22 protein-coding genes and 1 tRNA gene are annotated in these 23,910 nt (G+C 50.1%); 12 read left to right on the forward strand and 11 right to left on the reverse strand.

What is annotated here, in order from left to right; all coding sequences use genetic code 11:
- The 3 genes from A1SC_RS20740 (at nt 1) to pnuC (ending at nt 2,142) form a co-directional block, all read left to right on the forward strand.
- Nucleotides 1–76: transfer RNA gene (locus A1SC_RS20740), tRNA-Lys, on the forward strand.
- A 265-nt stretch (nt 77–341) separates the two neighbouring features.
- Nucleotides 342–1,385 (forward strand): quinolinate synthase NadA, encoded by a 1,044-nt coding sequence (nadA, locus tag A1SC_RS20735; RefSeq protein ID WP_016248492.1) that lies wholly within the window; start codon nt 342–344, stop codon nt 1,383–1,385.
- Nucleotides 1,386–1,422: 37 nt separating this feature from the next.
- Entirely contained in the window at nt 1,423–2,142 is a 720-nt protein-coding gene (pnuC, locus tag A1SC_RS20730) for a nicotinamide riboside transporter PnuC (protein ID WP_016261825.1), read from the forward strand.
- On the opposite strand, the gene zitB is transcribed toward pnuC, so the two are convergent.
- Both zitB and A1SC_RS20720 read right to left on the reverse strand, forming a co-directional pair.
- A complete protein-coding gene (gene zitB / locus A1SC_RS20725; RefSeq protein WP_016261826.1) occupies nt 2,139–3,074 on the reverse strand; it encodes a CDF family zinc transporter ZitB in 936 nt (311 codons plus the stop codon). The two genes, pnuC and zitB, sit on opposite strands and share 4 nt — an antisense overlap.
- Before the next feature lie 113 nt (nt 3,075–3,187).
- Entirely contained in the window at nt 3,188–3,568 is a 381-nt protein-coding gene (locus A1SC_RS20720) for a YbgS-like family protein (RefSeq protein WP_000784357.1), read from the reverse strand.
- A 315-nt stretch (nt 3,569–3,883) separates the two neighbouring features.
- Between A1SC_RS20720 and aroG the strand changes: the two genes are divergently transcribed.
- A complete protein-coding gene (gene aroG, locus A1SC_RS20715) occupies nt 3,884–4,936 on the forward strand; it encodes a 3-deoxy-7-phosphoheptulonate synthase AroG (protein ID WP_001109190.1) in 1,053 nt (350 codons plus the stop codon).
- 172 nt (nt 4,937–5,108) lie between these two features.
- On the opposite strand, the gene gpmA is transcribed toward aroG, so the two are convergent.
- From gpmA to modE, 7 genes are all read right to left on the reverse strand, one after another.
- Nucleotides 5,109–5,861, reverse strand: a complete 753-nt coding sequence (gene gpmA, locus A1SC_RS20710; protein WP_001295305.1) for a 2,3-diphosphoglycerate-dependent phosphoglycerate mutase — start codon at nt 5,859–5,861, stop codon at nt 5,109–5,111.
- 202 nt (nt 5,862–6,063) lie between these two features.
- On the reverse strand, nt 6,064–7,104 hold the full coding sequence (gene galM / locus A1SC_RS20705) for a galactose-1-epimerase (protein ID WP_016261827.1): 1,041 nt from the start codon (nt 7,102–7,104) through the stop codon (nt 6,064–6,066).
- Nucleotides 7,098–8,246, reverse strand: coding sequence for a galactokinase (gene galK / locus A1SC_RS20700; protein WP_000053403.1), 1,149 nt, complete (start codon nt 8,244–8,246; stop codon nt 7,098–7,100). Before galK ends, galM begins: the two co-directional genes overlap by 7 nt.
- A gap of 3 nt (nt 8,247–8,249) precedes the next feature.
- Entirely contained in the window at nt 8,250–9,296 is a 1,047-nt protein-coding gene (gene galT, locus A1SC_RS20695; RefSeq protein ID WP_000191515.1) for a galactose-1-phosphate uridylyltransferase, read from the reverse strand.
- A 9-nt stretch (nt 9,297–9,305) separates the two neighbouring features.
- Complete coding sequence (gene galE / locus A1SC_RS20690) at nt 9,306–10,322, reverse strand: UDP-glucose 4-epimerase GalE (RefSeq protein WP_001265440.1); 1,017 nt, start codon at nt 10,320–10,322, stop codon at nt 9,306–9,308.
- 260 nt (nt 10,323–10,582) lie between these two features.
- The gene (gene modF / locus A1SC_RS20685; RefSeq protein WP_000096852.1) at nt 10,583–12,055 is read right to left on the reverse strand and encodes a molybdate ABC transporter ATP-binding protein ModF; all 1,473 of its coding nucleotides are present in this window, start codon (nt 12,053–12,055) and stop codon (nt 10,583–10,585) included.
- Nucleotides 12,056–12,122: 67 nt separating this feature from the next.
- Nucleotides 12,123–12,911: a molybdenum-dependent transcriptional regulator gene (modE, locus tag A1SC_RS20680; protein WP_001147452.1), complete on the reverse strand. Its 789-nt coding sequence runs from the start codon at nt 12,909–12,911 to the stop codon at nt 12,123–12,125.
- 128 nt (nt 12,912–13,039) lie between these two features.
- Here modE and acrZ point away from each other — a divergent pair, with 128 nt between their 5' ends.
- The 4 genes from acrZ to modC all read left to right on the forward strand — a co-directional run bounded on the left by acrZ (nt 13,040) and on the right by modC (nt 15,879).
- Nucleotides 13,040–13,189: a multidrug efflux pump accessory protein AcrZ gene (acrZ, locus tag A1SC_RS20675; RefSeq protein WP_000891515.1), complete on the forward strand. Its 150-nt coding sequence runs from the start codon at nt 13,040–13,042 to the stop codon at nt 13,187–13,189.
- 166 nt (nt 13,190–13,355) lie between these two features.
- Nucleotides 13,356–14,129, forward strand: coding sequence for a molybdate ABC transporter substrate-binding protein (gene modA / locus A1SC_RS20670; protein WP_000113007.1), 774 nt, complete (start codon nt 13,356–13,358; stop codon nt 14,127–14,129).
- Nucleotides 14,129–14,818, forward strand: coding sequence for a molybdate ABC transporter permease subunit (gene modB, locus A1SC_RS20665; protein ID WP_000604034.1), 690 nt, complete (start codon nt 14,129–14,131; stop codon nt 14,816–14,818). The genes modA and modB overlap by 1 nt, the downstream gene beginning before the upstream one ends.
- 2 nt (nt 14,819–14,820) lie before the next feature.
- On the forward strand, nt 14,821–15,879 hold the full coding sequence (gene modC, locus A1SC_RS20660) for a molybdenum ABC transporter ATP-binding protein ModC (protein WP_000891658.1): 1,059 nt from the start codon (nt 14,821–14,823) through the stop codon (nt 15,877–15,879).
- Here the strand turns inward: modC and ybhA are convergent, their stop codons facing one another.
- Nucleotides 15,880–16,698 carry a bifunctional pyridoxal phosphate/fructose-1,6-bisphosphate phosphatase gene (gene ybhA, locus A1SC_RS20655; RefSeq protein ID WP_000213424.1) on the reverse strand — a complete coding sequence of 273 codons (819 nt, stop codon included), beginning with the start codon at nt 16,696–16,698 and terminating at the stop codon, nt 15,880–15,882. It abuts the gene before it with no gap.
- A 154-nt stretch (nt 16,699–16,852) separates the two neighbouring features.
- On the opposite strand from ybhA, the gene pgl reads away from it, so the two are divergent.
- Nucleotides 16,853–17,848 carry a 6-phosphogluconolactonase gene (gene pgl / locus A1SC_RS20650; RefSeq protein ID WP_016248496.1) on the forward strand — a complete coding sequence of 332 codons (996 nt, stop codon included), beginning with the start codon at nt 16,853–16,855 and terminating at the stop codon, nt 17,846–17,848.
- 41 nt (nt 17,849–17,889) lie between these two features.
- Here pgl and A1SC_RS20645 read toward each other — a convergent pair whose 3' ends face one another.
- A complete protein-coding gene (locus A1SC_RS20645) occupies nt 17,890–18,843 on the reverse strand; it encodes a LysR family transcriptional regulator (RefSeq protein ID WP_001516019.1) in 954 nt (317 codons plus the stop codon).
- 183 nt (nt 18,844–19,026) lie between these two features.
- Here A1SC_RS20645 and A1SC_RS20640 point away from each other — a divergent pair, with 183 nt between their 5' ends.
- From A1SC_RS20640 to A1SC_RS20630, 3 genes are all read left to right on the forward strand, one after another.
- On the forward strand, nt 19,027–20,079 hold the full coding sequence (locus A1SC_RS20640; RefSeq protein WP_001516020.1) for a 4-oxalomesaconate tautomerase: 1,053 nt from the start codon (nt 19,027–19,029) through the stop codon (nt 20,077–20,079).
- Between the two features lie 75 nt (nt 20,080–20,154).
- Nucleotides 20,155–21,588, forward strand: coding sequence for an anion permease (locus A1SC_RS20635; RefSeq protein ID WP_001036492.1), 1,434 nt, complete (start codon nt 20,155–20,157; stop codon nt 21,586–21,588).
- A gap of 67 nt (nt 21,589–21,655) precedes the next feature.
- Nucleotides 21,656–23,910: hydratase (locus tag A1SC_RS20630; protein WP_016261828.1), on the forward strand; the 2,255-nt coding region annotated here is incomplete at its 3' end.

Here is a 23,910-nt window from a genome sequence, read left to right on the forward strand (position 1 = left end):
GGGTCGTTAGCTCAGTTGGTAGAGCAGTTGACTTTTAATCAATTGGTCGCAGGTTCGAATCCTGCACGACCCACCAATGTGAAAAGGCACCCTAAAGGTGCCTTTTTGCTATCTTAATATCCCTCGATTTTAATTCGTAAGTTCCCACGCTTGATGAGTGAATAACCTTATGTAGGTCGGATAAGCGCAAAGCGTTGCATCCAATATCACGTACGTAATTCTTGTGACTTTTCCCTGCCATTCGGTTATCTTGTTTAGCATATAAAACAAATGAAATCGGTAATAGCGATATCACGCTTCATATCGGTTTAAATGTTAAGTCTGCAAAACGAGATAGCAAGATGAGCGTGATGTTTGATCCTGAAGCAGCGATTTATCCTTTCCCAGCAAAGCCGACGCCGTTAAGCATTGATGAAAAAGCGTATTACCGCGAGAAAATAAAACACCTGCTGAAAGAACATAATGCGGTTATGGTCGCCCACTACTACACCGACCCTGAAATCCAACAACTGGCGGAGGAAACCGGCGGCTGCATTTCCGATTCGCTGGAAATGGCGCGCTTTGGTGCAAAGCATCCTGCTTCTACGCTGTTAGTTGCTGGGGTGAGATTTATGGGAGAAACCGCCAAAATCCTCAGCCCGGAAAAAACAATTCTGATGCCCACACTTAAGGCCGAATGTTCACTGGATCTCGGGTGCCCCATTGAAGAATTTAACGCATTTTGTGATGCCCATCCCGATCGTACTGTCGTCGTCTACGCTAACACGTCTGCTGCGGTAAAAGCGCGTGCAGATTGGGTGGTGACTTCAAGCATTGCCGTCGAACTTATTGATCATCTGGATAGTTTGGGGGAAAAAATCATCTGGGCACCAGACAAACATTTGGGGCGTTACGTGCAAAAACAGACGGGCGCAGACATCTTATGCTGGCAAGGTGCCTGCATCGTTCATGATGAGTTTAAGACTCAGGCGTTAACCCGCTTACAAAAACAATACCCTGACGCTGCCATACTGGTACATCCGGAGTCACCCCAGGCCATTGTCGATATGGCCGATGCGGTCGGTTCCACAAGTCAGTTGATCAATGCTGCGAAAACATTGCCGCATCAACGGCTTATTGTGGCGACGGATCGGGGGATCTTCTACAAAATGCAGCAAGCGGTGCCTGACAAGGAGCTACTGGAAGCGCCAACCGCTGGCGAGGGTGCAACCTGCCGTAGCTGTGCGCATTGCCCGTGGATGGCCATGAATGGCCTCCAGGCCATCGCAGAGGCATTAGAACAGGGAGGAAGCAAACACGAGGTTCATGTTGATGAAAAGCTGCGAGAGAGGGCGCTGGTGCCGCTCAACCGTATGCTGGATTTTGCGGCTACACTACGTGGATAGCTGACAATAAGGCATCATGCTACGCATTGGAGGAAAGATGGATTTTTTTAGCACACAGAACATTCTGGTTCATATACCGATCGGTGCTGGCGGTTACGATCTCTCATGGATCGAAGCGGTAGGGACGATCGCTGGGTTACTGTGTATTGCTCTTGCCAGCCTGGAGAAGATCAGCAACTACTTTTTTGGTCTGATCAACGTTACCTTGTTTGGCATTATTTTCTTTCAGATTCAATTGTATGCTAGCTTACTGCTGCAGGTATTTTTCTTTGCCGCTAACATTTATGGCTGGTATGCCTGGTCGCGACAAACCAGTCAGCATGAAGCCGAGTTGAAAATTCGCTGGCTGCCACTGCCGAAGGCATTAACCTGGTTGGTTGTTTGCGTCGTTGCCATTGGTCTGATGACGGTATTTATCAACCCGGTATTTGCGTTCCTGACCCGCGTGGCGGTAATGATTATGCAAGCGTTGGGTCTACAAGTGGCTATGCCAGAATTGCAACCAGACGCCTTCCCATTCTGGGATTCCTGCATGATGGTACTCTCCATCGTGGCAATGATCCTGATGACACGTAAATACGTCGAAAACTGGTTACTGTGGGTCATTATTAACGTGATCAGCGTGGTGATTTTCGCCTTGCAGGGGGTTTATGCCATGTCGCTGGAGTATCTGATCCTGACCTTTATTGCCCTGAACGGCAGCCGGATGTGGATAAACAGCGCACGCGAAAGAGGTTCACGCGCGCTGTCTCATTAATGGTGATGATGTGAATGGCCGGAAACCCCTTGATTAAGGTGGCAATCCGGCCCATGACAAGGCTGATATTCCATCTGAATCGTGGCGTGCTCAATCTGATAGTTGTCCATCAGATAGTGTTGGATCTTGTCCAACAATGCGTCGTGATCGTGTGGCGGGATCACCTGCACATGCAGCGTCATTACTGGCTTCTCGCCCACCATCCACACGTGTACATGATGCACATTGCGCACTTCCGGGATTTCCCGGCACATGCGGCGCTTCAGTTCAGCGATATCCAGCGAAACCGGCGCACCTTCAAGTAATTCATTCACGCTGTCTTTCAATAATCGCCAGGCACTGCGCAGAACCAGAAGTGAAACGAGAATGGAAAGAATAGGGTCAGCAGGCGTCCAGCCGGTCCAGATAATAATCAACGCCGCGATGATAGCGCCGACAGAACCCAGCAGATCCCCCAGGACATGCAATGCTGCCGCGCGTACATTGAGATTTTTCTCTTCACTGCCACGATGCAGCAACCAGAAAGAAAGCACATTCGCCAGCAATCCAGCCACGGCAATAGTCATCATCATACCGCCTTCAACCGGACGTGGCGTGCGGAAGCGTTCTATCGCCTCCCAGACAATCAAAATAGTAATCACCACCAGGGCGATGGCATTTACAAACGCCGCGAGGGTGGTCAATCGAAGCCAGCCGAAAGTATGGCGAATGGTGGGGGGACGACGGGAAAATTGAACGGCAAGTAGGGCGAAAAGCAGGGCGGCAGTATCGGTCAGCATATGACCCGCATCAGCCAGCAATGCCAGAGAACCGGAAAGAAAGCCGCCAATAACTTCAACCAGCATAAAACCGGCGGTAACGCCGAAAGCATATAACAAGCGACGAGCATTATTATCTTCTGGCAGATGTGCGGAAGTGTGTGAGTGCGCCATGACGAGTCATCCCTTAATTAATCTCACTTAACTTTATGACATCATACTGCTTTTAGAAGGGAAAAATTAAAAGGGAGAGACTCCGCTCTCCCTGTATTGGCTTTATTGCAGGATTACTGTGTTGTACCGTCGGTTTTGGTATCGACATCATTGTTGATGCCATCACCGGTTTGGACTTTTTTATTGATGTCCGGACAGCGACCATCTTTGCACATCGTATTTTTGTGCTCTTCATCTTTGGTCATGCCATCATTATCCATTGATGAACCGTTCGGGTGCAGCATGGTGCCGCCCGAGTTGCTATTAACCCCGCTATTATCGACGTTATTTGGCGCGACATTTTCACGGGCATCTGGGGCAACCTGGCCCGCATCAGCCGCAGCGTTTGCCTGGCCGTTATTAGTTTGTGCGCCGCTATCGGCAGCCAGTGCAGCTCCGCTGGCAAGACTAAGAGTGGCAGTCAGAAATAGAGTGGCCAGTTTTGTCATTTTCATACGATGCTCCTGTTATGGTCGTTATGTCGGATAACCTCTTCCAACAGTGCATTTGCAGGTGATTGTCAGGCAATGGTTTAAGATTTCAGCCAGAAGAATAAATCCAGCAGAGAATCTTGAAAAAATTAATAAACAAAGAAGTTACAGTTAGAAATTGTAGGTGAGATCTCGTTTTTCGCGACAATCTGGCGTTTTTCTTGCTAATTCCAGGATTATTCCGTTCATAGTGTAAAACCCCGTTTACACATTCTGACGGAAGATATAGATTGGAACTATTGCATTCACTAAATTAAGTATGGCAACACTGGAACAGACATGAATTATCAGAACGACGATTTACGCATCAAAGAAATCAAAGAGTTACTTCCGCCTGTCGCACTGCTGGAAAAATTCCCCGCTACCGAAAATGCCGCGAATACGGTTGCCCATGCCCGTAAAGCGATCCACAAGATCCTGAAAGGTAATGATGATCGCCTGTTAGTCGTGATTGGCCCTTGTTCAATTCATGATCCTGTAGCCGCTAAAGAGTATGCAACCCGCTTGCTGGCGCTGCGTGAAGAGCTGAAAGACGAGCTGGAAATCGTCATGCGTGTCTATTTTGAAAAGCCGCGTACGACAGTGGGTTGGAAAGGGTTGATCAACGATCCGCATATGGATAACAGCTTCCAGATCAACGACGGTTTGCGCATTGCTCGTAAATTGCTGCTCGACATTAACGATAGTGGCCTGCCAGCAGCAGGTGAGTTTCTCGATATGATCACCCCGCAGTATCTGGCCGACCTGATGAGTTGGGGCGCAATTGGCGCACGTACAACCGAATCGCAGGTTCACCGTGAACTGGCGTCTGGTCTTTCTTGCCCGGTAGGATTCAAAAATGGCACCGATGGCACGATTAAAGTGGCTATTGATGCCATTAATGCTGCTGGTGCGCCACACTGCTTCCTGTCAGTGACCAAATGGGGTCATTCGGCAATTGTGAATACCAGCGGTAACGGCGATTGCCATATCATTCTGCGCGGCGGTAAAGAGCCTAACTACAGTGCGAAACACGTTGCTGAAGTGAAAGAAGGGCTGAAAAAAGCGGGTTTACCGGCGCAGGTTATGATTGATTTCAGCCATGCAAATTCGTCCAAACAATTCAAAAAGCAGATGGAAGTTTGCGCTGACGTTTGCCAGCAGATTGCCGGTGGTGAAAATGCCATTATTGGCGTGATGGTGGAAAGTCACCTGGTTGAAGGGAACCAGAGTCTGGAAAGCGGTGAGCCGCTGGCCTATGGCAAGAGCATCACCGATGCCTGCATTGGCTGGGAAGATACCGACTCTCTGTTACGTCAACTGGCGAACGCCGTAAAAGCACGTCGCGGATAAGGTTTATAGTCCCGACCTGCGAATCGCCATGACTGTACGTTTGTAGGCCTGATAAGACGCGTAGCGTCGCATCAGGCAATGTGCTCCGTTGTCAGTTACGTACGCCTTGTGCAAAAACAAAAAAAGCCGACTCACTTGCAGTCGGCTTTCTCATTTTTTCAACGGATTATGCTTACTTTGCTTTACCCTGGTTCGCAACGGCCGCTGCTTTCGCCGCGATCTCGTCAGCATTACCCAGGTAATAACGTTTCAGAGGTTTGAAGTTTTCGTCAAACTCATACACCAGCGGTACGCCAGTCGGGATATTCAGCTCAAGGATCTCTTCTTCACTCATGTTATCGAGATATTTCACCAGCGCACGCAGGGAGTTACCATGTGCCGCGATGATCACGCGCTCACCGCTCTTCATGCGTGGCAGAATGGTTTCATTCCAGTAAGGGATCACGCGGTCAATGGTCAGCGCCAGGCTTTCCGTCAGCGGCAGCTCTTTTTCGCTCAGTTTAGCGTAACGCGGATCGTGGCCCGGATAACGCTCATCATCTTTAGTCAGTTCCGGCGGAGTTACCGCAAAACCACGACGCCACTGTTTCACCTGCTCGTCGCCATATTTTTCAGCGGTTTCCGCTTTGTTCAGACCCTGCAACGCACCGTAGTGACGTTCGTTCAATTTCCAGGATTTCTCAACGGGCAGCCATGCCTGATCCAGTTCGTCCAGCACATTCCACAGAGTATGGATAGCGCGCTTCAGCACAGAGGTGTAAGCAAAGTCAAAGCTGTAACCTTCCTCTTTCAGCAGCTTGCCTGCTGCTTTTGCTTCGCTTACGCCTTTCTCAGACAGATCCACGTCGTACCAACCGGTGAAACGGTTTTCTTTATTCCACTGGCTTTCGCCATGACGAACCAGAACCAGCTTAGTTACAGCCATATACTTACTCCTCAAATCATTATTTAATGATAATAATTCTCATTATATTGCCGTGGGATAACAACAGCAATGCTTACGCATAACCATAGCGAAAATAGTGTCGCAGTGTAAGGTTGTTGTGAATATTGAGTTGCAAATATGTCTTCATTTGCTGGCAAGATGAACGATACGATGAGAAAGCCCTCATATTGAGGGCTTGAAGTCACTGTGCAATAAACTGATATTCCGTCAGGCTGGAATACTCTTCGCCTGGGCGTAAGAAACAGTCCGGCTGCGGCCATTCAGGATGGTTCGGGCTGTCCGGCAAAAACTCGCTTTCCAGCGCCAGGCCTTGCCAGTCGGCGTAAGGTTCTGTTCCCCGTGAGGGTGTGCCACCAAGGAAGTTGCCGGAGTAAAATTGCAAAGCCGGAGCGGTGGTGTAGACCTTAAGCTGCAATTTCTCATCTGCTGACCAGACATGCGCTGCCACTTTCTTGCCATCGCCTTTGGCCTGCAACAAGAACGCGTGATCGTAACCTTTCACTTTGCGCTGATCTTCGTCGGCAAGAAACTCACTGGCGATGATTTTGGCGCTGCGGAAATCAAAAGACGTACCGGCAACAGATTTCAGTCCGTCGTGCGGAATACCGCTTTCATCTACCGGCAGATATTCGTCAGCCAGAATCTGCAGCTTGTGATTACGCACGTCAGACTGTTCACCGTCGAGGTTGAAATAGACGTGGTTAGTCATATTCACCGGGCAAGGTTTATCAACCGTGGCGCGATAGGTGATAGAGATACGGTTATCATCGGTCAGACGATACTGCACCGTCGCGCCGAGATTACCCGGAAAGCCCTGATCGCCATCTTCTGAAGTCAGGGCAAACAGCACCTGACGATCGTTCTGATTTACAATCTGCCAGCGACGTTTATCGAATCCTTCCGGGCCGCCGTGTAGCTGGTTGACACCCTGACTTGGCAACAGCGTGACAGTTTCGTCGTCAAAGGTATAACGGCTATTGGCGATACGGTTGGCATAGCGACCAATAGAGGCCCCCAGAAATGCGGCCTGATCCTGATAGCATTCCGGGCTGGCACAGCCGAGCAGCGCCTCGCGGACGCTGCCATCGGAAAGCGGAATACGGGCGGAAAGTAAAGTTGCACCCCAGTCCATCAGCGTGACTACCATCCCTGCGTTGTTACGCAAAGTTAACAGTCGGTACGGCTGACCATCGGGTGCCAGTGCGGGAGTTTCATTCAGCACTGTCCTGCTCCTTGTGATGGTTTACACACGTAAAAAGTCTCTTTAATGCCTGTTTTTGCTTCATATTGTTCAGCAACAGCGTGCTGTACTGCAGGCACCAGTTCTTCCGGGATCAGCGCAACAATACAGCCGCCAAACCCACCACCGGTCATGCGCACGCCCCCTTTGTCGCCAATCACTGCTTTTACGATTTCTACCAGGGTGTCAATTTGCGGTACGGTGATTTCGAAGTCATCGCGCATAGAGGCATGAGACTCCGCCATCAACTCACCCATACGTTTCAGGTCACCTTGCTCCAGCGCGCTGGCAGCTTCAACGGTACGGGCGTTTTCGGTCAGAACGTGACGCACGCGTTTTGCGACGATCGGATCCAGTTCATGCGCTACGGCGTTGAACTCTTCAATGGTGACATCGCGCAGGGCTGGCTGTTGGAAGAAACGCGCACCGGTTTCACACTGTTCACGGCGGGTGTTGTATTCGCTGCCGACCAGAGTGCGTTTGAAGTTACTGTTGATAATCACCACCGCCACACCTTTCGGCATGGAAACAGCTTTAGTCCCCAGTGAGCGGCAGTCGAGCAATAATGCATGATCTTTCTTGCCCAGAGCGGAAATCAACTGATCCATGATCCCGCAGTTACAGCCCACAAACTGGTTTTCAGCTTCCTGACCGTTAAGCGCGATTTGTGCGCCGTCCAGCGGCAGATGGTAAAGCTGTTGCAATACAGTACCGACTGCGACTTCCAGCGAAGCGGAAGAACTTAACCCGGCACCCTGCGGCACGTTGCCGCTGATCACCATGTCCACGCCACCAAAGCTGTTATTGCGCAGTTGCAGATGTTTCACCACGCCACGGACATAGTTGGCCCATTGGTAGCTGTCATGCGCGACAATGGGCGCATCAAGGGAAAACTCGTCAATCTGATTTTCATAATCGGCAGCCATAACGCGTACTTTGCGATCATCACGCGGCGCACAGCTAATTACCGTTTGATAATCAATCGCGCAGGGCAGAACAAAACCATCGTTGTAGTCGGTGTGTTCGCCAATTAGATTCACGCGGCCAGGCGCCTGAATGGTATGAGTGGCAGGGTAGCCAAATGCGTTGGCAAACAGAGATTGTGTTTTTTCTTTCAGACTCATTTCTTACACTCCGGATTCGCGAAAATGGATATCGCTGACTGCACGCAAACGCTCTGCTGCCTGTTCTGCTGTCAGGTCTCGCTGGGTTTCTGCCAGCATTTCATAACCGACCATAAATTTACGCACGGTGGCAGAGCGTAACAGAGGTGGATAAAAGTGCGCGTGCAACTGCCAGTGTTGGTTCTCTTCGCCATTAAACGGCGCACCGTGCCAGCCCATCGAGTAAGGGAAGGAGCACTGGAAAAGATTGTCATAACGACTGGTCAGCTTTTTCAACGCCAGTGCCAGATCGCTGCGCTGGGCGTCGGTCAAATCGGTGATCCGCAGAACATGGGCTTTGGGCAGCAGCAACGTTTCGAACGGCCAGGCAGCCCAGTAAGGCACCACGGCTAACCAGTGTTCGGTTTCAACAACGGTACGGCTACCATCAGCCAGTTCACGCTGGACATAATCCACCAGCATGGGGGATTTCTGTTGGGCGAAATATTCTTTTTGCAGGCGGTCTTCGCGCTCAGCTTCGTTAGGCAGGAAGCTATTTGCCCAAATCTGTCCGTGCGGATGCGGGTTCGAGCAGCCCATTGCCGCCCCTTTGTTTTCAAACACCTGCACCCACGGGTACGTTTTTCCCAGCTCTGCGGTTTGTTCCTGCCAGGTTTTGACGATTTCCGTCAACGCGGCAACGCTTAACTCTGGCAGCGTTTTACTGTGATCCGGTGAAAAGCAGATCACCCGGCTGGTGCCACGTGCGCTCTGGCAACGCATCAGCGGATCGTTGCTTTCTGGTGCATCTGGCGTGTCAGACATCAATGCCGCAAAGTCATTGGTGAAAACGTAAGTCCCGGTGTAATCGGGGTTTTTATCGCCTGTAACCCGCACATTACCTGCGCAGAGGAAGCAATCAGGATCGTGCGCAGGCAACACCTGTTTAGCTGGCGTTTCCTGCGCCCCCTGCCAGGGGCGCTTTGCGCGATGCGGTGAAACCAGAATCCATTGCCCGGTGAGCGGGTTATAGCGGCGATGTGGATGATCAACGGGATTAAATTGCGTCATGGTCGTTCCTTAATCGGGATATCCCTGTGGATGGCGTGACTGCCAGTGCCAGGTGTCCTGCGCCATTTCATCGAGTGTGCGCGTTACGCGCCAGTTCAGTTCGCGGTCGGCTTTGCTGGCATCCGCCCAGTAGGCCGGGAGGTCGCCCGCACGACGCGGTGCAAAATGATAGTTAACCGGCTTGCCGCAGGCTTTACTGAAGGCATTAACCACGTCCAGCACGCTGCTGCCTACGCCTGCACCGAGGTTGTAGATGTGTACGCCTGGCTTGTTCGCCAGTTTTTCCATCGCCACGACGTGACCGTCCGCCAGATCCATTACGTGGATGTAATCGCGAACACCAGTGCCATCTTCGGTCGGATAATCGTTACCAAAAATAGCCAGAGAGTCGCGACGGCCTACAGCAACCTGGGCGATATATGGCATCAGGTTATTCGGAATACCTTGCGGATCTTCGCCCATATCGCCCGACGGATGCGCACCAACCGGGTTGAAGTAGCGCAGCAGAGCAATGCTCCAGTCCGGCTGGGCTTTTTGCAGGTCGGTAAGGATCTGTTCCACCATCAGCTTGCTTTTGCCGTAAGGGCTTTGCGGTGTGCCGGTCGGGAAGCTCTCAACGTAAGGAATTTTGGGTTGATCGCCATAGACGGTGGCGGAGGAGCTGAAGATAAAGTTTTTGACGTTCGCGGCGCGCATGGCGCTAATCAGACGCAGGGTGCCATTGACGTTGTTATCGTAATATTCCAGCGGTTTTTGTACCGACTCGCCAACGGCTTTCAGCCCGGCGAAGTGGATCACGGTATCGATAGCGTGATCGTGCAGGATCTCGGTCATCAACGCTTCGTTGCGAATATCGCCTTCAACAAATGTCGGATGTTTGCCGCCTAAACGCTCGATAACAGGCAGTACACTGCGCTTACTGTTACAGAGGTTATCAAGAATGATGACATCATGACCGTTTTGCAGTAATTGCACACAGGTATGACTTCCAATGTAACCGCTACCACCGGTAACCAGAACTCTCATAATTCGCTCCATCAGGCTTATGATATGAAATAACCATAGCATAACAAAGATGCGAAAAGTGTGACATGGAATAAATTAGTGGAATCGTTTACACAAGAATTTAGCCATCTTTTATGTGCGATTAAGCGATTATAAAACAGAGAGTTGGTGAATGATTGCGTCTTTTATCTGAAAAAAGAGGTGTTTTCATGCCTGGATGTGTCTAACCGTAGGCCGGATTAGGTGTTTACGCCGCATCCGGCACAGTCAGCATTACAGACTTAGCTTATTTTTGTCAGCGCATAGCGATAGAGGTCGCCATCCGGCACGAACTCCAGCCGATGGGTAATACAGGCTGGTGCATCTTCAGCGTGGTGCGAAACAAACAACAACTGCGTTTCACCTTCGCTAATCAGTATATCCACAAAACGGCGGATAAGCTGGCGATTCAGCGGGTCAAGCCCTTGTAAAGGTTCATCGAGAATAAGCAATGTAGGATGCTTCACCAACGCCCGCACGATTAACGCCAGACGCTGCTGTCCCCAGGAAAGACTATGGAAGGGCGCGTCAGCGGTGCGTTTATCAATGCCGAGAATATCCAGCCACTGTTGCACCAGTTTTTTCTGGCGATCTGAAACGGCCTGATAAATGCCAATGGAATCAAAATAACCAGAAAGGATCACGTTGCGCACGGTAGTACTGACGCGGTAATCCAGATGCAAACTACTGCTGACGTAACCGATATGCTTTTTGATATCCCAGATGGTTTCACCGCTGCCGCGACGCCGTCCGAAAAGCGTCAAATCGTTGCTGTAACCTTGCGGATGATCGCCAGTAATCAGGCTTAATAACGTCGATTTTCCCGCGCCATTTGGCCCGACAATTTGCCAGTGTTCGCCAGGATTCACCTGCCAGCTAAGGTTGTTAAGAATAGGGCGATCGTTATAAGAAACCACGCCGTTATTTAGTACAATTCGTGGTTCGCTGGCGGGTAAGGTGTGACGTGCTGAAGGCTCATCCGGCTCTGGTAGATGCACGCCATCAAGCCGCTCACTGTGTGCCAGTTGGGCGACGAGAGCCTGCCGGAGCAGTTCCTCTTTAGCGCCAGTTTCCGTTAATGTGCAATCCGCCAGCACACCGGCAAACTGGACAAATTCCGGGATCTCATCGAAGCGATTGAGTACCAATACCAGAGTAATCCCTGACTGATGTAACGAAGCGAGTAGTTCTGCCAGTTGCTGACGTGAGGCAACATCAAGACCATCGAACGGTTCATCTAAAATCAGCAAGTCAGGCTCCGACATCAGCGCCTGACACAAAAGGGTTTTGCGCGTTTCGCCAGTAGAAAGATATTTAAAACGTCGGTCGAGGAGAGCGGTAATGCTGAACTGTTGCGCCAGTTGAGCGCAACGCTGAGTATCCTTAACTTCATCCTGAATGATCTCTGCCGTGGTGCGCCCGGTGTCATCTTCGCCAGGGCTGAGCATATCGGTGTTATTACGCAGCCATTCATCGCTGACGAGCTTTTGCAATTGCTCGAAGGAGAGACGAGTGATGTGGGAAAACTGGCTTTGCCGTTCGCCTTTCAATAGCGGAAGTTCACCTGCCAGCGCGCGAGCCAGCGCCGACTTCCCGCTACCGTTAGAACCGACAAACGCCCAACTATCACCCGCGTTTAAATTTAGCTGATGCAATTGCAGCGTTTTTGTGTCGCTAAGACGAAACGTGCCTTGCAAAATTTGCAACGATGACATTTTGTATCCCATTTTGTGCAGCGATTACTGACAGGGATACGTGTTTCATAACAAATTGTCAACACGCTTAACACAGCGTGGCGATAATCACACTGTCGGCGTTAAAGTAAGCCGTGACATTTTGCCCTTGCTTAAGAGATGCGGCTTCATTTACCGGCACCGTGGCGCACAGGGTTTGCCCGTCTGGTAACGCCATTAATACTTCGCACTGTTCCGCGCCGCGCTCAATATGACTAATAATACCCGGTAATTGGTTGTCGGCACCCTGGGCCACCGTGTCATCCTGGGTAATGTTCACCCACGGCGCTTTCAGCAGAATCAACACTTCTTTGCCTTCATCCAGCCCCAGACGCGCGCCACTTTGCGCGGTAATTGCGACTTTTAACCGTGTTTTGCCGTCGGCCAGTAAGACATCAACATGCTGTTGAACGTCATCATGATCGCGTGCGGTGATGGTGCCGAACCATTGGTTACGGGCGCTGGTTTGCAGTGAGAAACGTGAGATAGCTGCCAGCAGGCTGTTCAGCGGCAGGGCGTCATCGTCACTTAACACATCAAAGGCTTTTTGCTGGATCTGGGCGAGAAGATCGTAAAGCTGAATCAGCCGCTGACCATAGCGGGTCAGTACCGCACCGCCGCCGCCTTTTCCACCCGTTGCACGCTCAACCAGCGTATGCTCACTTAACTGATTCATCTCGTTAATGGCATCCCAGGCGCTTTTATAGCTGATACCGGCATCTTTTGCCCCCTGGCTGATGGAACCGGAAAGCGCGATGTGCTTTAGTAGCGAAATGCGGCGTGGGTCGGCAAAGAGCTTTTGTTGAAGCTTAAGAGTGAGAAGGATTTCGGCCTGCATAACAATGTCCTGGCAAAAGTCTTATTGTGACGGAAAATGAGCGCCACGCAAAGCTGACCGCACAAAAGGGGAGTGCTTTTCTGTGCTTAGCGGTTAGAATAATGACAGGACTATATCTGGAGTTGACCATGTTAGAGTTATTAAAAAGTCTGGTATTCGCCGTAATCATGGTACCTGTTGTGATGGCCATCATCCTGGGTCTGATTTACGGTCTTGGTGAAGTATTCAACATCTTTTCTGGTGTTGGTAAAAAAGACCAGCCCGGACAAAATCATTGATTCCATGAATGCCCGCTCGGTCGGGCATTTTCTTTTTCCTCAACTTCCTGCTTTTCCTGCCGATATTTTTTCTAACTACCTCTCAAAGGTTAACAATAACTGCTGGGAAAATTCTGAACTTGCCGTTATATTGACGCCTACATAACGTTAAATAAAGGGGTTACAAATGGCTCGTAAATGGTTAAACCTGTTTGCCGGGGCGGCGCTCTCTTTCACCGTTGCTGGCAACGCGTTGGCGGATGAAGGGAAAATCACGGTTTTTGCTGCAGCATCACTGACCAACGCGATGCAGGATATCGCCACACAGTATAAAAAAGAGAAGGGCGTGGATGTCGTTTCTTCTTTTGCCTCTTCTTCTACCTTAGCTCGTCAGATTGAAGCTGGCGCACCAGCGGATCTGTTTATTTCTGCCGATCAGAAATGGATGGATTATGCAATTGATAAAAAAGGGATTGATACCGCCACGCGTCAGACATTGCTCGGCAATAGCCTGGTCGTTGTAGCACCGAAATCCAGCGAGCAGAAAGAGTTCACCATCGATAGCAAAACTAACTGGACCACTTTACTGAATGGCGGTCGCCTGGCTGTTGGTGATCCGGAACATGTTCCGGCTGGCATTTATGCGAAAGAAGCTCTGCAAAAACTGGGCGCATGGGATACCCTCTCCCCGAAACTGGCTCCGGCAGAAGATGTTCGCGGGGCACTGGCGCTGGTTGAACGCAATGAAGCACCGCTGGGCATTGTTTACGGTTCTGACGCGGTTGCCAGCAAAGGGGTAAAAGTGGTTGCTACCTTCCCGGAAGATTCGCATAAAAAAGTGGAATATCCGGTTGCTGTCGTGGAAGGGCATAACAATGCGACAGTGAAAGCATTTTACGATTATCTGAAGGGACCGCAGGCAGCGGAAATCTTTAAACGTTACGGATTTACAACTAAGTAATGATACTGACCGATCCAGAATGGCAGGCAGTTTTATTAAGCCTGAAAGTTTCTTCCCTGGCTGTGCTGTTTAGCCTGCCGTTTGGGATCTTTTTTGCCTGGTTACTGGTGCGCTGCACGTTTCCGGGCAAAGCTCTGCTCGACAGTGTACTGCATCTACCTCTGGTGTTACCGCCAGTGGTCGTCGGTTACTTGCTGTTAGTTTCGATGGGGCGGCGCGGATTTATCGGTGAACGTCTGTATGACTGGTTTGGCATTACCTTCGCGTTTAGCTGGCGTGGCGCAGTCCTCGCTGCCGCAGTCATGTCTTTTCCACTGATGGTGCGGGCGATTCGTCTGGCGCTGGAAGGGGTTGATGTCAAACTGGAACAGGCCGCAAGAACGCTGGGGGCCGGGCGTTGGCGCGTTTTCTTTACTATTACCTTACCGCTGACGTTGCCGGGAATTATCGTCGGTACGGTACTGGCTTTCGCACGTTCGCTCGGTGAATTTGGCGCCACCATCACCTTTGTTTCGAACATTCCTGGCGAAACGCGGACCATTCCTTCTGCCATGTATACCCTGATCCAGACTCCTGGCGGCGAAAGCGGCGCGGCAAGACTTTGTATTATCTCTATTGCGCTGGCGATGATCTCCCTGCTGATCTCGGAATGGCTGGCCAGAATCAGTCGTGAACGGGCGGGGCGTTAATCATGCTGGAATTGAATTTTTCCCAGACTTTGGGCAACCATTGCCTGACCATTAATGAAAAGCTGCCAGCTAATGGCATCACCGCTATCTTTGGTGTTTCCGGTGCGGGAAAAACCTCGCTAATTAACGCTATCAGTGGGCTGACTCGTCCGCAAAAAGGGCGAATTGTCCTCAATGGTCGGGTATTAAATGATGCCGAAAAAGGTATCTGCCTGACGCCGGAAAAGCGTCGCGTTGGCTATGTTTTTCAGGATGCGCGGCTGTTTCCGCATTACAAAGTGCGTGGCAATCTGCGCTATGGCATGGCGAAAAGCATGGTAGATCAGTTCGACAAACTGGTGGCGCTTTTAGGTATTGAACCCTTGCTTGACCGCTTACCGGGCAGTCTTTCCGGGGGCGAAAAACAGCGCGTGGCGATTGGTCGGGCCTTGCTGACGGCTCCGGAATTACTGTTACTGGATGAACCGCTGGCGTCGCTGGATATTCCGCGTAAACGCGAACTGTTGCCTTATTTGCAACGTTTGACGCGGGAAATCAACATTCCAATGCTCTATGTCAGCCATTCACTGGATGAGATCCTTCATCTGGCAGACCGGGTTATGGTGCTGGAAAACGGTCAGGTGAAAGCCTTTGGTGCACTGGAAGACGTCTGGGGCAGTAGCGTGATGAATCCGTGGCTGCCGAAAGAGCAACAAAGCAGCATTCTGAAAGTGACGGTACTGGAGCATCACCCGCATTATGCGATGACCGCGCTGGCGCTGGGCGATCAGCATTTGTGGGTTAATAAGCTGGACGAACCGCTGCAAGCCGCGCTACGTATTCGCATTCAGGCATCCGATGTCTCTCTGGTTTTACAACCACCGCAGCAAACCAGCATCCGCAACGTGTTGCGCGCAAAAGTGGTCAACAGTTATGACGATAATGGTCAGGTGGAAGTCGAACTGGAAGTCGGCGGTAAAACGCTGTGGGCGCGTATTAGCCCGTGGGCCAGGGACGAACTGGCAATCAGACCGGGTCTGTGGCTGTACGCGCAAATTAAAAGTGTGTCGATAACTGCCTGATTAAATCAGGTGGCTATAAATGAACTGGGCAATGCTGTCAGTGGTATTGTCACCAATCACAATGTTGGCGCGAGCTTTTACCGCGTCATCAGCATTGCCCATTGCCACACCTGTGCCAGCAGCTTCCAGCATACTGATATCATTAAAGTTATCGCCAAATGCAATCACGTTTTCCATTGACCAGCCTTGTGCTTCAATCCATTTCGTCAGACGTTTGCCTTTACTATTACCGCCGCGCGCAATATCAACCTGATCGTGCCAGGACCATTCACACTCCAACCCCAACTCGTGTTCAACATGTTTACCAAAATGCTGCAATTGCGGCAGATCATCGTGCGTCAGAGCGAATTTCCACACCGCATTAACTTCTTGTGCCGTCTCGGCCAGTGAGGCGACCTGGGTAAAAGTCGGACGTTGTTCCGGTGGCAGTGTCTGTGCCCAGTTAGAGGTACGAATAACATGCCCGGTCGGGTGCTCATAAACCATCGCATCATCCACATACATCAGACCGTGAATGTGGTGTTCATTCAACATCTCAATGAGTTGCAAGGCCTTGTTGACGGGCATTGGGTCAGCTTCCAACACAGTTTTTGCATGATAATCATACAAATAGGTGCCATTACAGCAAATAGCAGGTGTATCCAGCGCCAGTGCCTGATAAAAAGGGTGGATAGCGACGTGATGGCGACCCGTGACGATAATCAATTGATAGCCAGCCTCGCGAGCGCGGGCAAGTGCTTCTATTGATGAAGGAAGTAGGGTCTTTTTCGGGGTCAATAAGGTGCCGTCTAAGTCGAGAGCAATCACGCGTGTGGTCATGGCGTTTTCCAGATTAAGGTTAAGAATTTTCGTCTAAGTGAATGGTACACCGATACCACTATCGGACAAAATTCTGCGCTTTAATTCAGCATTCACCGCCAAAAGCGACTAATTTTAGCTGTTACAGTCAGTTGCTAAATGCAAAGGAGCATTCATGAAGCAAACCGTTTATATCGCCAGCCCTGAGAGTCAGCAAATTCACGTCTGGAACCTGGATCATGAAGGCGCACTGACGCTGACACAGGTTGTTGATGTCCCGGGACAGGTGCAGCCGATGGTGGTCAGCCCGGATAAGCGTTATCTCTATGTTGGCGTTCGTCCGGAGTTTCGCGTACTGGCGTATCGCATTGCACCAGACGATGGCGCACTGACATTCGCCGCAGAGTCGGCGTTGCCGGGTAGCCCGACCCATATTTCCACCGATCATCAGGGACAATTTGTTTTTGTCGGCTCTTACAACGCAGGCAATGTAAGCGTAACGCGTCTGGAAGATGGCCTGCCAGTGGGCGTGGTCGATGTGGTTGAGGGACTGGACGGCTGCCATTCCGCCAATATTTCGCCGGATAACCGCACGCTGTGGGTTCCGGCATTAAAGCAGGATCGTATTTGCCTGTTTACGGTCAGCGATGACGGTCATCTGGTGGCGCAGGATCCGGCAGAAGTGACTACCGTCGAAGGTGCCGGTCCACGTCATATGGTGTTCCATCCAAACGAACAATATGCTTATTGTGTCAATGAATTAAACAGCTCAGTTGATGTCTGGGAACTGAAAGATCCGCACGGCAATATCGAATGTGTACAGACCCTGGATATGATGCCGGAAAACTTTTCCGACACCCGTTGGGCGGCTGATATTCATATCACTCCGGATGGTCGACATTTATATGCTTGTGACCGTACCGCCAGCCTGATTACCGTCTTCAGCGTCTCGGAAGATGGCAGTGTGTTAAGTAAAGAGGGCTTCCAGCCAACTGAAACCCAGCCGCGCGGCTTTAACGTCGATCACAGCGGCAAGTACCTGATTGCTGCCGGACAAAAATCTCACCACATCTCAGTGTACGAAATTGTCGGTGAGCAGGGGCTGCTGCATGAAAAAGGTCGCTATGCGGTCGGACAGGGGCCAATGTGGGTAGTGGTGAACGCACACTAACCGTTGACTTACCCGGCGCTGAATCTATTGCGCCGGGTGTATTAACTCATCTCCTGTAACGCATGTCTCTGGCGTTCGACGATATTGGTCCACAAATTGTCTTTATCGTCAGTCCACAAATTAATCAGTAAGGCAAAAAAGCGTTCTGCCGCTGGAGAAAGTACGGCATCTTTGCGGCGAATAATCCCCAATGTCCGACGAATAACCGGTTCCACCAGCGGAATACCGATGATAGAAGAATAGGGCGCATGGGGCATTGCCAGACCAGGAAGCGCCGAAATCCCCAACCCCGCCTCAACCAGTCCTAATGACGTCGAAAGATGACGCACTTCGTAAAACCAGTCCAGCTTCCAGGGCTTGTCGGCCAGTTTTTGCTCAATCAGCAGTCGGTTGCCGCTGGAGGAGCGTACACCAATCATTTTGTAACCCGCCAGTTCCTGCCATTCCACTAGCTGCTTTTTGGCTAATGGATGGTCACGCCGACAGGCCAGCACGAACGGCTCGTTGACCAGTGGGGTAAAATCAATGGATGAATTTGTGATGTTGTTCATGTTTATGCCAAAGTCAGACTCGTTACATAGCACCGACTCCATGCAATTATTCGTGCCTTGTTCCAGAATCCGCACTTTAATATTGGGATATAGCTCATTAAATTTGCCGATCGCCAGCGGTAAAAAATAGAACACCGCGGTTGGAATACACGCTAATGTCACCATTCCTCGATGATGGGCATTCATGCCACGAATATTAAAAAGAGTTTCATCAAATTTATTTATTAATCCCCGAGCCTCTGGTAGCAGCATTTTTCCCGCTTTTGTTAAAGTAACCTTGCGAGTTGTACGCTCAAAGAGCTGGATATGTAAATCCTCTTCCATCTTTTTTATTCTGCGTGTTAATGCAGGTTGCGTAATATTAAGTAATTTAGCGGCGTTGTTAAATGAACTGGACTCTGCCAGCGTGACAAACGCCTTCATACTTGATAATTCATGCTTCATTACTACTCCGAAAAATGGAACCTGTGCTTTTTAGTAATTTACAGTTAAACAGTTTAACTGCAATTTAATTACTTAAATTAATGAAAAAATGTTATTAATCGTTGAGCTAAAGTCATTAGAGATGCTTTGCCCTTAATGTGACCATATCGCAATAAGTTATGTTTTTAAATTGAGGGCATTATTATGAAAAAAATACCCTGCGTGATGATGCGAGGTGGAACCTCGAGGGGGGCGTTCCTGTTAGCGGAACATTTACCCGAAGATCAAACGCAGCGCGATAAAATATTGATGGCAATTATGGGTTCCGGGAATGATCTGGAAATTGACGGTATCGGCGGCGGTAATCCGCTGACCAGTAAAGTCGCCATTATTAGCCGTTCCAGCGATTCGCGTGCTGATGTCGATTATTTGTTTGCACAGGTAATCGTCCATGAGCAGCGTGTCGATACTACGCCTAACTGCGGCAATATGTTGTCTGGCGTTGGGGCATTCGCGATTGAAAATGGTTTGATCACTGCAACGTCACCGGTTACTCGCGTGCGTATCCGCAACGTCAATACTGACACACTCATCGAAGCTGATGTGCAAACGCCAAATGGTGTCGTCGAGTACGAAGGTAGCGCCAGAATTGACGGCGTGCCAGGAACTGCCGCACCGGTCGCGCTCACTTTCCTGAATGCCGCAGGGACGAAAACTGGAAAAGTTTTCCCGACGGATAAACCGATTGATTATTTTGACGATGTTCCGGTGACCTGTATCGATATGGCCATGCCGGTGGTCATTATTCCTGCTGAATATCTTGGAAAAACAGGCTATGAATTGCCTGTGGAATTAGATGCTGATAAAGCATTATTAGCCCGTGTTGAATCTATCCGTCTGCAAGCCGGTAAAGCGATGGGGTTAGGAGATGTCAGTAATATGGTAATTCCTAAACCCGTGCTTATTTCCCCAGCGCAGAAAGGCGGTGCGATTAATGTACGTTATTTTATGCCGCATTCTTGTCATCGCGCGCTGGCGATAACCGGAGCTATTGCCATATCCAGTAGCTGTGCGCTGGAAGGCACGGTCACCCGGCAAATTGTTCCTTCAGTGGGTTACGGCAATATCAATATTGAACACCCCAGTGGTGCGCTTGACGTTCATTTAAGTAATGAAGGTCAGGATGCCACAACGTTACGTGCATCTGTTATTCGGACGACCAGAAAAATATTTTCCGGTGAAGTTTATCTTCCCTGAAAAATTTCTTTGTCGTGATAAGGACAATCAATAAAGGAATTCTGTATTAATAATACAGAAAGTGCAGGATATTAAATGAATAAAAAATCATTATGGAAGCTAATTCTGATATTAGCGATCCCGTGTATTATTGGCTTTATGCCAGCCCCGGCAGGATTAAGTGAACTGGCGTGGGTGCTTTTTGGTATTTATCTGGCAGCAATTGTAGGGCTGGTCATCAAGCCTTTCCCGGAACCTGTCGTGCTGTTAATTGCGGTTGCTGCCTCGATGGTGGTGGTGGGTAACTTATCTGGTGGAGAGTTCAAAACCACCGCCGTACTAAGTGGATACTCTTCCGGTACAACCTGGCTGGTATTCTCTGCGTTCACCTTAAGCGCCGCGTTTGTTACCACCGGCTTAGGTAAACGTATCGCTTATCTGCTGATTGGTAAAATTGGTAGCACTACCCTGGGACTGGGTTACGTTACCGTATTCCTCGATCTGGTACTGGCTCCGGCAACACCGTCTAACACCGCGCGTGCTGGCGGTATCGTATTGCCGATTATCAACAGCGTGGCGGTGGCTCTGGGTTCTGAACCGGAAAAAAGCCCGCGTCGTGTTGGGCATTACCTGATGATGTCCATTTACATGGTCACCAAAACCACCAGCTATATGTTCTTTACCGCAATGGCGGGGAACATCCTGGCGCTGAAAATGATCAACGACATTCTGCACCTGCAAATTAGCTGGGGTGGGTGGGCGCTGGCTGCCGGTTTGCCTGGCATCATTATGCTGCTGGTCACTCCACTGGTGATTTACACCATGTATCCACCAGAAATCAAAAAAGTGGATAACAAAACCATCGCCAAAGCGGGTCTTTCTGAACTGGGGCCGATGAAAATTCGCGAAAAAATGCTGCTCGGTGTATTTGTGCTGGCGCTGCTGGGGTGGATTTTCAGTAAGACTCTTGGGGTTGATGAATCTACCGTGGCTATTGTTGTTATGGCGACCATGCTGCTGCTGGGTATTGTGACCTGGGAAGACGTGGTTAAAAATAAAGGCGGCTGGAATACCTTAATCTGGTATGGCGGTATTATCGGCTTAAGCTCACTATTATCGAAAGTAAAATTCTTTGAATGGTTAGCCGAAGTCTTTAAAAATAATCTGGCATTTGATGGTCACGGTAACGTTGCCTTCTTCGTGATTATTTTCCTTAGCATCATTGTGCGTTATTTCTTCGCTTCCGGTAGTGCCTATATCGTAGCTATGTTACCGGTATTTGCCATGCTGGCGAATGTCTCCGGTGCACCGTTAATGTTAACCGCGTTGGCTCTGCTGTTCTCCAACTCCTACGGCGGCATGGTCACTCACTATGGCGGCGCGGCAGGTCCGGTCATCTTCGGCGTGGGTTACAACGATATTAAATCCTGGTGGTTGGTCGGTGCGGTACTGACGATATTAACTTTCCTGGTACATATCACCCTCGGTGTATGGTGGTGGAATATGCTGATCGGCTGGAACATGCTGTAAATATTCTCAAATATCCCTTCATTATCTTTCTGCGCACTTTACGGTGCGCAGATATCTGGAGTCTCTGATGATCAAGTTGTCTGAAAAAGGCGTGTTTCTCGCCAGTAATAACGAAATAATTGCCGAAGAATATTTCACTGGCGAAATAAAAAAAGAAGAAGCCAAAAAAGGCACGATTTCCTGGTCTATTCTCTCTTCCCATAATACGTCAGGAAATATGGACAAACTTAAAATTAAGTTTGATTCATTGGCCTCACACGATATTACCTTTGTCGGGATTATTCAGACCGCCAAAGCCTCCGGGATGGAGCGTTTTCCGCTGCCGTATGTGCTGACCAATTGCCATAACTCATTGTGTGCAGTGGGTGGCACTATTAATGGCGATGACCATATTTTTGGTTTATCGGCAGCTCAGCGTTATGGCGGTATTTTTGTGCCTCCTCACATTGCGGTAATCCATCAATATATGCGTGAGATGATGGCAGGCGGCGGAAAAATGATCCTCGGGTCAGACAGCCATACCCGCTACGGTGCGTTAGGTACGATGGCGGTTGGTGAAGGCGGCGGCGAGCTGGTTAAGCAACTGCTGAATGACACCTGGGATATCGACTATCCGGGCGTAGTAGCGGTACATCTGACCGGCAAACCAGCCCCCTATGTCGGGCCGCAGGATGTGGCGCTGGCGATTATCGGCGCGGTGTTCAAAAACGGTTATGTCAAAAACAAAGTGATGGAGTTCGTGGGGCCGGGTGTTGCGGCTCTCTCTACCGATTTCCGTAACAGCGTTGACGTGATGACCACTGAAACCACCTGTTTAAGCTCCGTCTGGCAAACTGATGACGAAGTGCATAACTGGCTGGCGCTGCACGGTCGCGGTGAGGATTACAGCCAGCTTAATCCACAGCCAATGGCTTATTACGACGGCTGTATTAGCGTTGATTTAAGCGCCATCAAGCCAATGATTGCGCTGCCATTCCATCCGAGCAACGTCTATGAAATTGACACGCTGAACCAGAATCTGACTGACATTCTGCGTGAGATTGAAATTGAGTCCGAACGCGTAGCGCATGGTAAAGCCAAACTCTCGCTGCTGGATAAAGTGGAAAATGGTCGCCTGAAAGTGCAGCAGGGGATTATTGCGGGTTGCTCTGGCGGTAACTATGAAAACGTCATCGCCGCAGCAAATGCGCTGCGCGGCCAATCTTGTGGCAACAACACTTTCTCGCTGGCGGTTTACCCGTCATCACAGCCGGTGTTTATGGATTTAGCCAAAAAAGGCGTAGTGGCGGATTTGATTGGCGCAGGCGCAATCATCAGAACCGCATTCTGCGGCCCATGTTTTGGCGCGGGTGATACGCCAATCAACAACGGTTTGAGTATTCGCCACACCACGCGTAACTTCCCGAACCGTGAAGGCTCTAAGCCAGCCAATGGCCAAATGTCAGCGGTGGCGTTGATGGACGCTCGTTCTATCGCCGCAACTGCCGCAAACGGTGGGTACTTAACTTCTGCCAGCGAACTCGACTGCTGGGGCAACGTGCCGGAGTACGCCTTCGATGTAACTCCGTATAAAAACCGTGTTTATCAGGGCTTTGTGAAAGGGGCGACTCAGCAACCGCTGATCTACGGGCCGAACATCAAAGACTGGCCAGAATTAGGTGCGCTGACTGACAATATCGTCCTTAAAGTGTGTTCGAAGATCCTCGACGAAGTGACCACTACCGACGAATTGATTCCTTCCGGTGAAACCTCTTCGTATCGTTCAAATCCGATTGGTCTGGCGGAGTTTACTTTGTCACGCCGCGATCCGGGTTATGTCGGCAGAAGTAAAGCCACTGCCGAGCTGGAAAATAAACGTCTGGCGGGGAACATCAGCGAGCTGGCAGAGGTGTTTGCGCGTATTAAGCAGATTGCTGGTCAGGAAAATATTGATCCGCTGCAAACTGAAATTGGCAGCATGGTCTATGCGGTCAAACCAGGCGATGGTTCTGCGCGTGAACAGGCGGCAAGCTGCCAGCGTGTAATTGGCGGTCTGGCGAATATTGCTGAGGAATATGCGACTAAACGTTACCGTTCTAACGTCATCAACTGGGGGATGTTACCGCTGCAAATGGTGGAAGTGCCGAGCTTTGACGTGGGGGATTACATTTATATTCCAGGCATTAAATCGGCGCTGGATAATCCCGGTACGACGTTCAAAGGTTACGTGATCCATGAAGATGCGCCGGTAACGGAGATTACACTCTATATGGAGAACCTGACTGCCGAAGAGCGCGAAATTATCAAGGCGGGGAGTTTGATTAACTTCAATAAAAACCGTCA

The organism is Escherichia sp. KTE52 (assembly GCF_000408325.1).
Classification (GTDB): domain Bacteria; phylum Pseudomonadota; class Gammaproteobacteria; order Enterobacterales; family Enterobacteriaceae; genus Escherichia; species Escherichia marmotae.

What these genes read in the sequence shown, in the direction of transcription:
- A1SC_RS20635 (WP_001036492.1), top strand. Translation starts at nt 20,155, where the DNA reads ATGAATAAAAAATCATTATGGAAGCTAATTCTGATATTAGCGATCCCG.
- modC (WP_000891658.1), top strand. Translation starts at nt 14,821, where the DNA reads ATGCTGGAATTGAATTTTTCCCAGACTTTGGGCAACCATTGCCTGACC.
- modF (WP_000096852.1), bottom strand. Translation starts at nt 12,055, where the DNA reads ATGTCATCGTTGCAAATTTTGCAAGGCACGTTTCGTCTTAGCGACACA.
- pnuC (WP_016261825.1), top strand. Translation starts at nt 1,423, where the DNA reads ATGGATTTTTTTAGCACACAGAACATTCTGGTTCATATACCGATCGGT.
- galT (WP_000191515.1), bottom strand. Translation starts at nt 9,296, where the DNA reads ATGACGCAATTTAATCCCGTTGATCATCCACATCGCCGCTATAACCCG.
- A1SC_RS20640 (WP_001516020.1), top strand. Translation starts at nt 19,027, where the DNA reads ATGAAAAAAATACCCTGCGTGATGATGCGAGGTGGAACCTCGAGGGGG.
- aroG (WP_001109190.1), top strand. Translation starts at nt 3,884, where the DNA reads ATGAATTATCAGAACGACGATTTACGCATCAAAGAAATCAAAGAGTTA.
- nadA (WP_016248492.1), top strand. Translation starts at nt 342, where the DNA reads ATGAGCGTGATGTTTGATCCTGAAGCAGCGATTTATCCTTTCCCAGCA.
- A1SC_RS20645 (WP_001516019.1), bottom strand. Translation starts at nt 18,843, where the DNA reads ATGAAGCATGAATTATCAAGTATGAAGGCGTTTGTCACGCTGGCAGAG.
- ybhA (WP_000213424.1), bottom strand. Translation starts at nt 16,698, where the DNA reads ATGACCACACGCGTGATTGCTCTCGACTTAGACGGCACCTTATTGACC.
- gpmA (WP_001295305.1), bottom strand. Translation starts at nt 5,861, where the DNA reads ATGGCTGTAACTAAGCTGGTTCTGGTTCGTCATGGCGAAAGCCAGTGG.
- acrZ (WP_000891515.1), top strand. Translation starts at nt 13,040, where the DNA reads ATGTTAGAGTTATTAAAAAGTCTGGTATTCGCCGTAATCATGGTACCT.
- galE (WP_001265440.1), bottom strand. Translation starts at nt 10,322, where the DNA reads ATGAGAGTTCTGGTTACCGGTGGTAGCGGTTACATTGGAAGTCATACC.
- A1SC_RS20720 (WP_000784357.1), bottom strand. Translation starts at nt 3,568, where the DNA reads ATGAAAATGACAAAACTGGCCACTCTATTTCTGACTGCCACTCTTAGT.
- modB (WP_000604034.1), top strand. Translation starts at nt 14,129, where the DNA reads ATGATACTGACCGATCCAGAATGGCAGGCAGTTTTATTAAGCCTGAAA.
- zitB (WP_016261826.1), bottom strand. Translation starts at nt 3,074, where the DNA reads ATGGCGCACTCACACACTTCCGCACATCTGCCAGAAGATAATAATGCT.
- modA (WP_000113007.1), top strand. Translation starts at nt 13,356, where the DNA reads ATGGCTCGTAAATGGTTAAACCTGTTTGCCGGGGCGGCGCTCTCTTTC.
- pgl (WP_016248496.1), top strand. Translation starts at nt 16,853, where the DNA reads ATGAAGCAAACCGTTTATATCGCCAGCCCTGAGAGTCAGCAAATTCAC.
- galK (WP_000053403.1), bottom strand. Translation starts at nt 8,246, where the DNA reads ATGAGTCTGAAAGAAAAAACACAATCTCTGTTTGCCAACGCATTTGGC.
- modE (WP_001147452.1), bottom strand. Translation starts at nt 12,911, where the DNA reads ATGCAGGCCGAAATCCTTCTCACTCTTAAGCTTCAACAAAAGCTCTTT.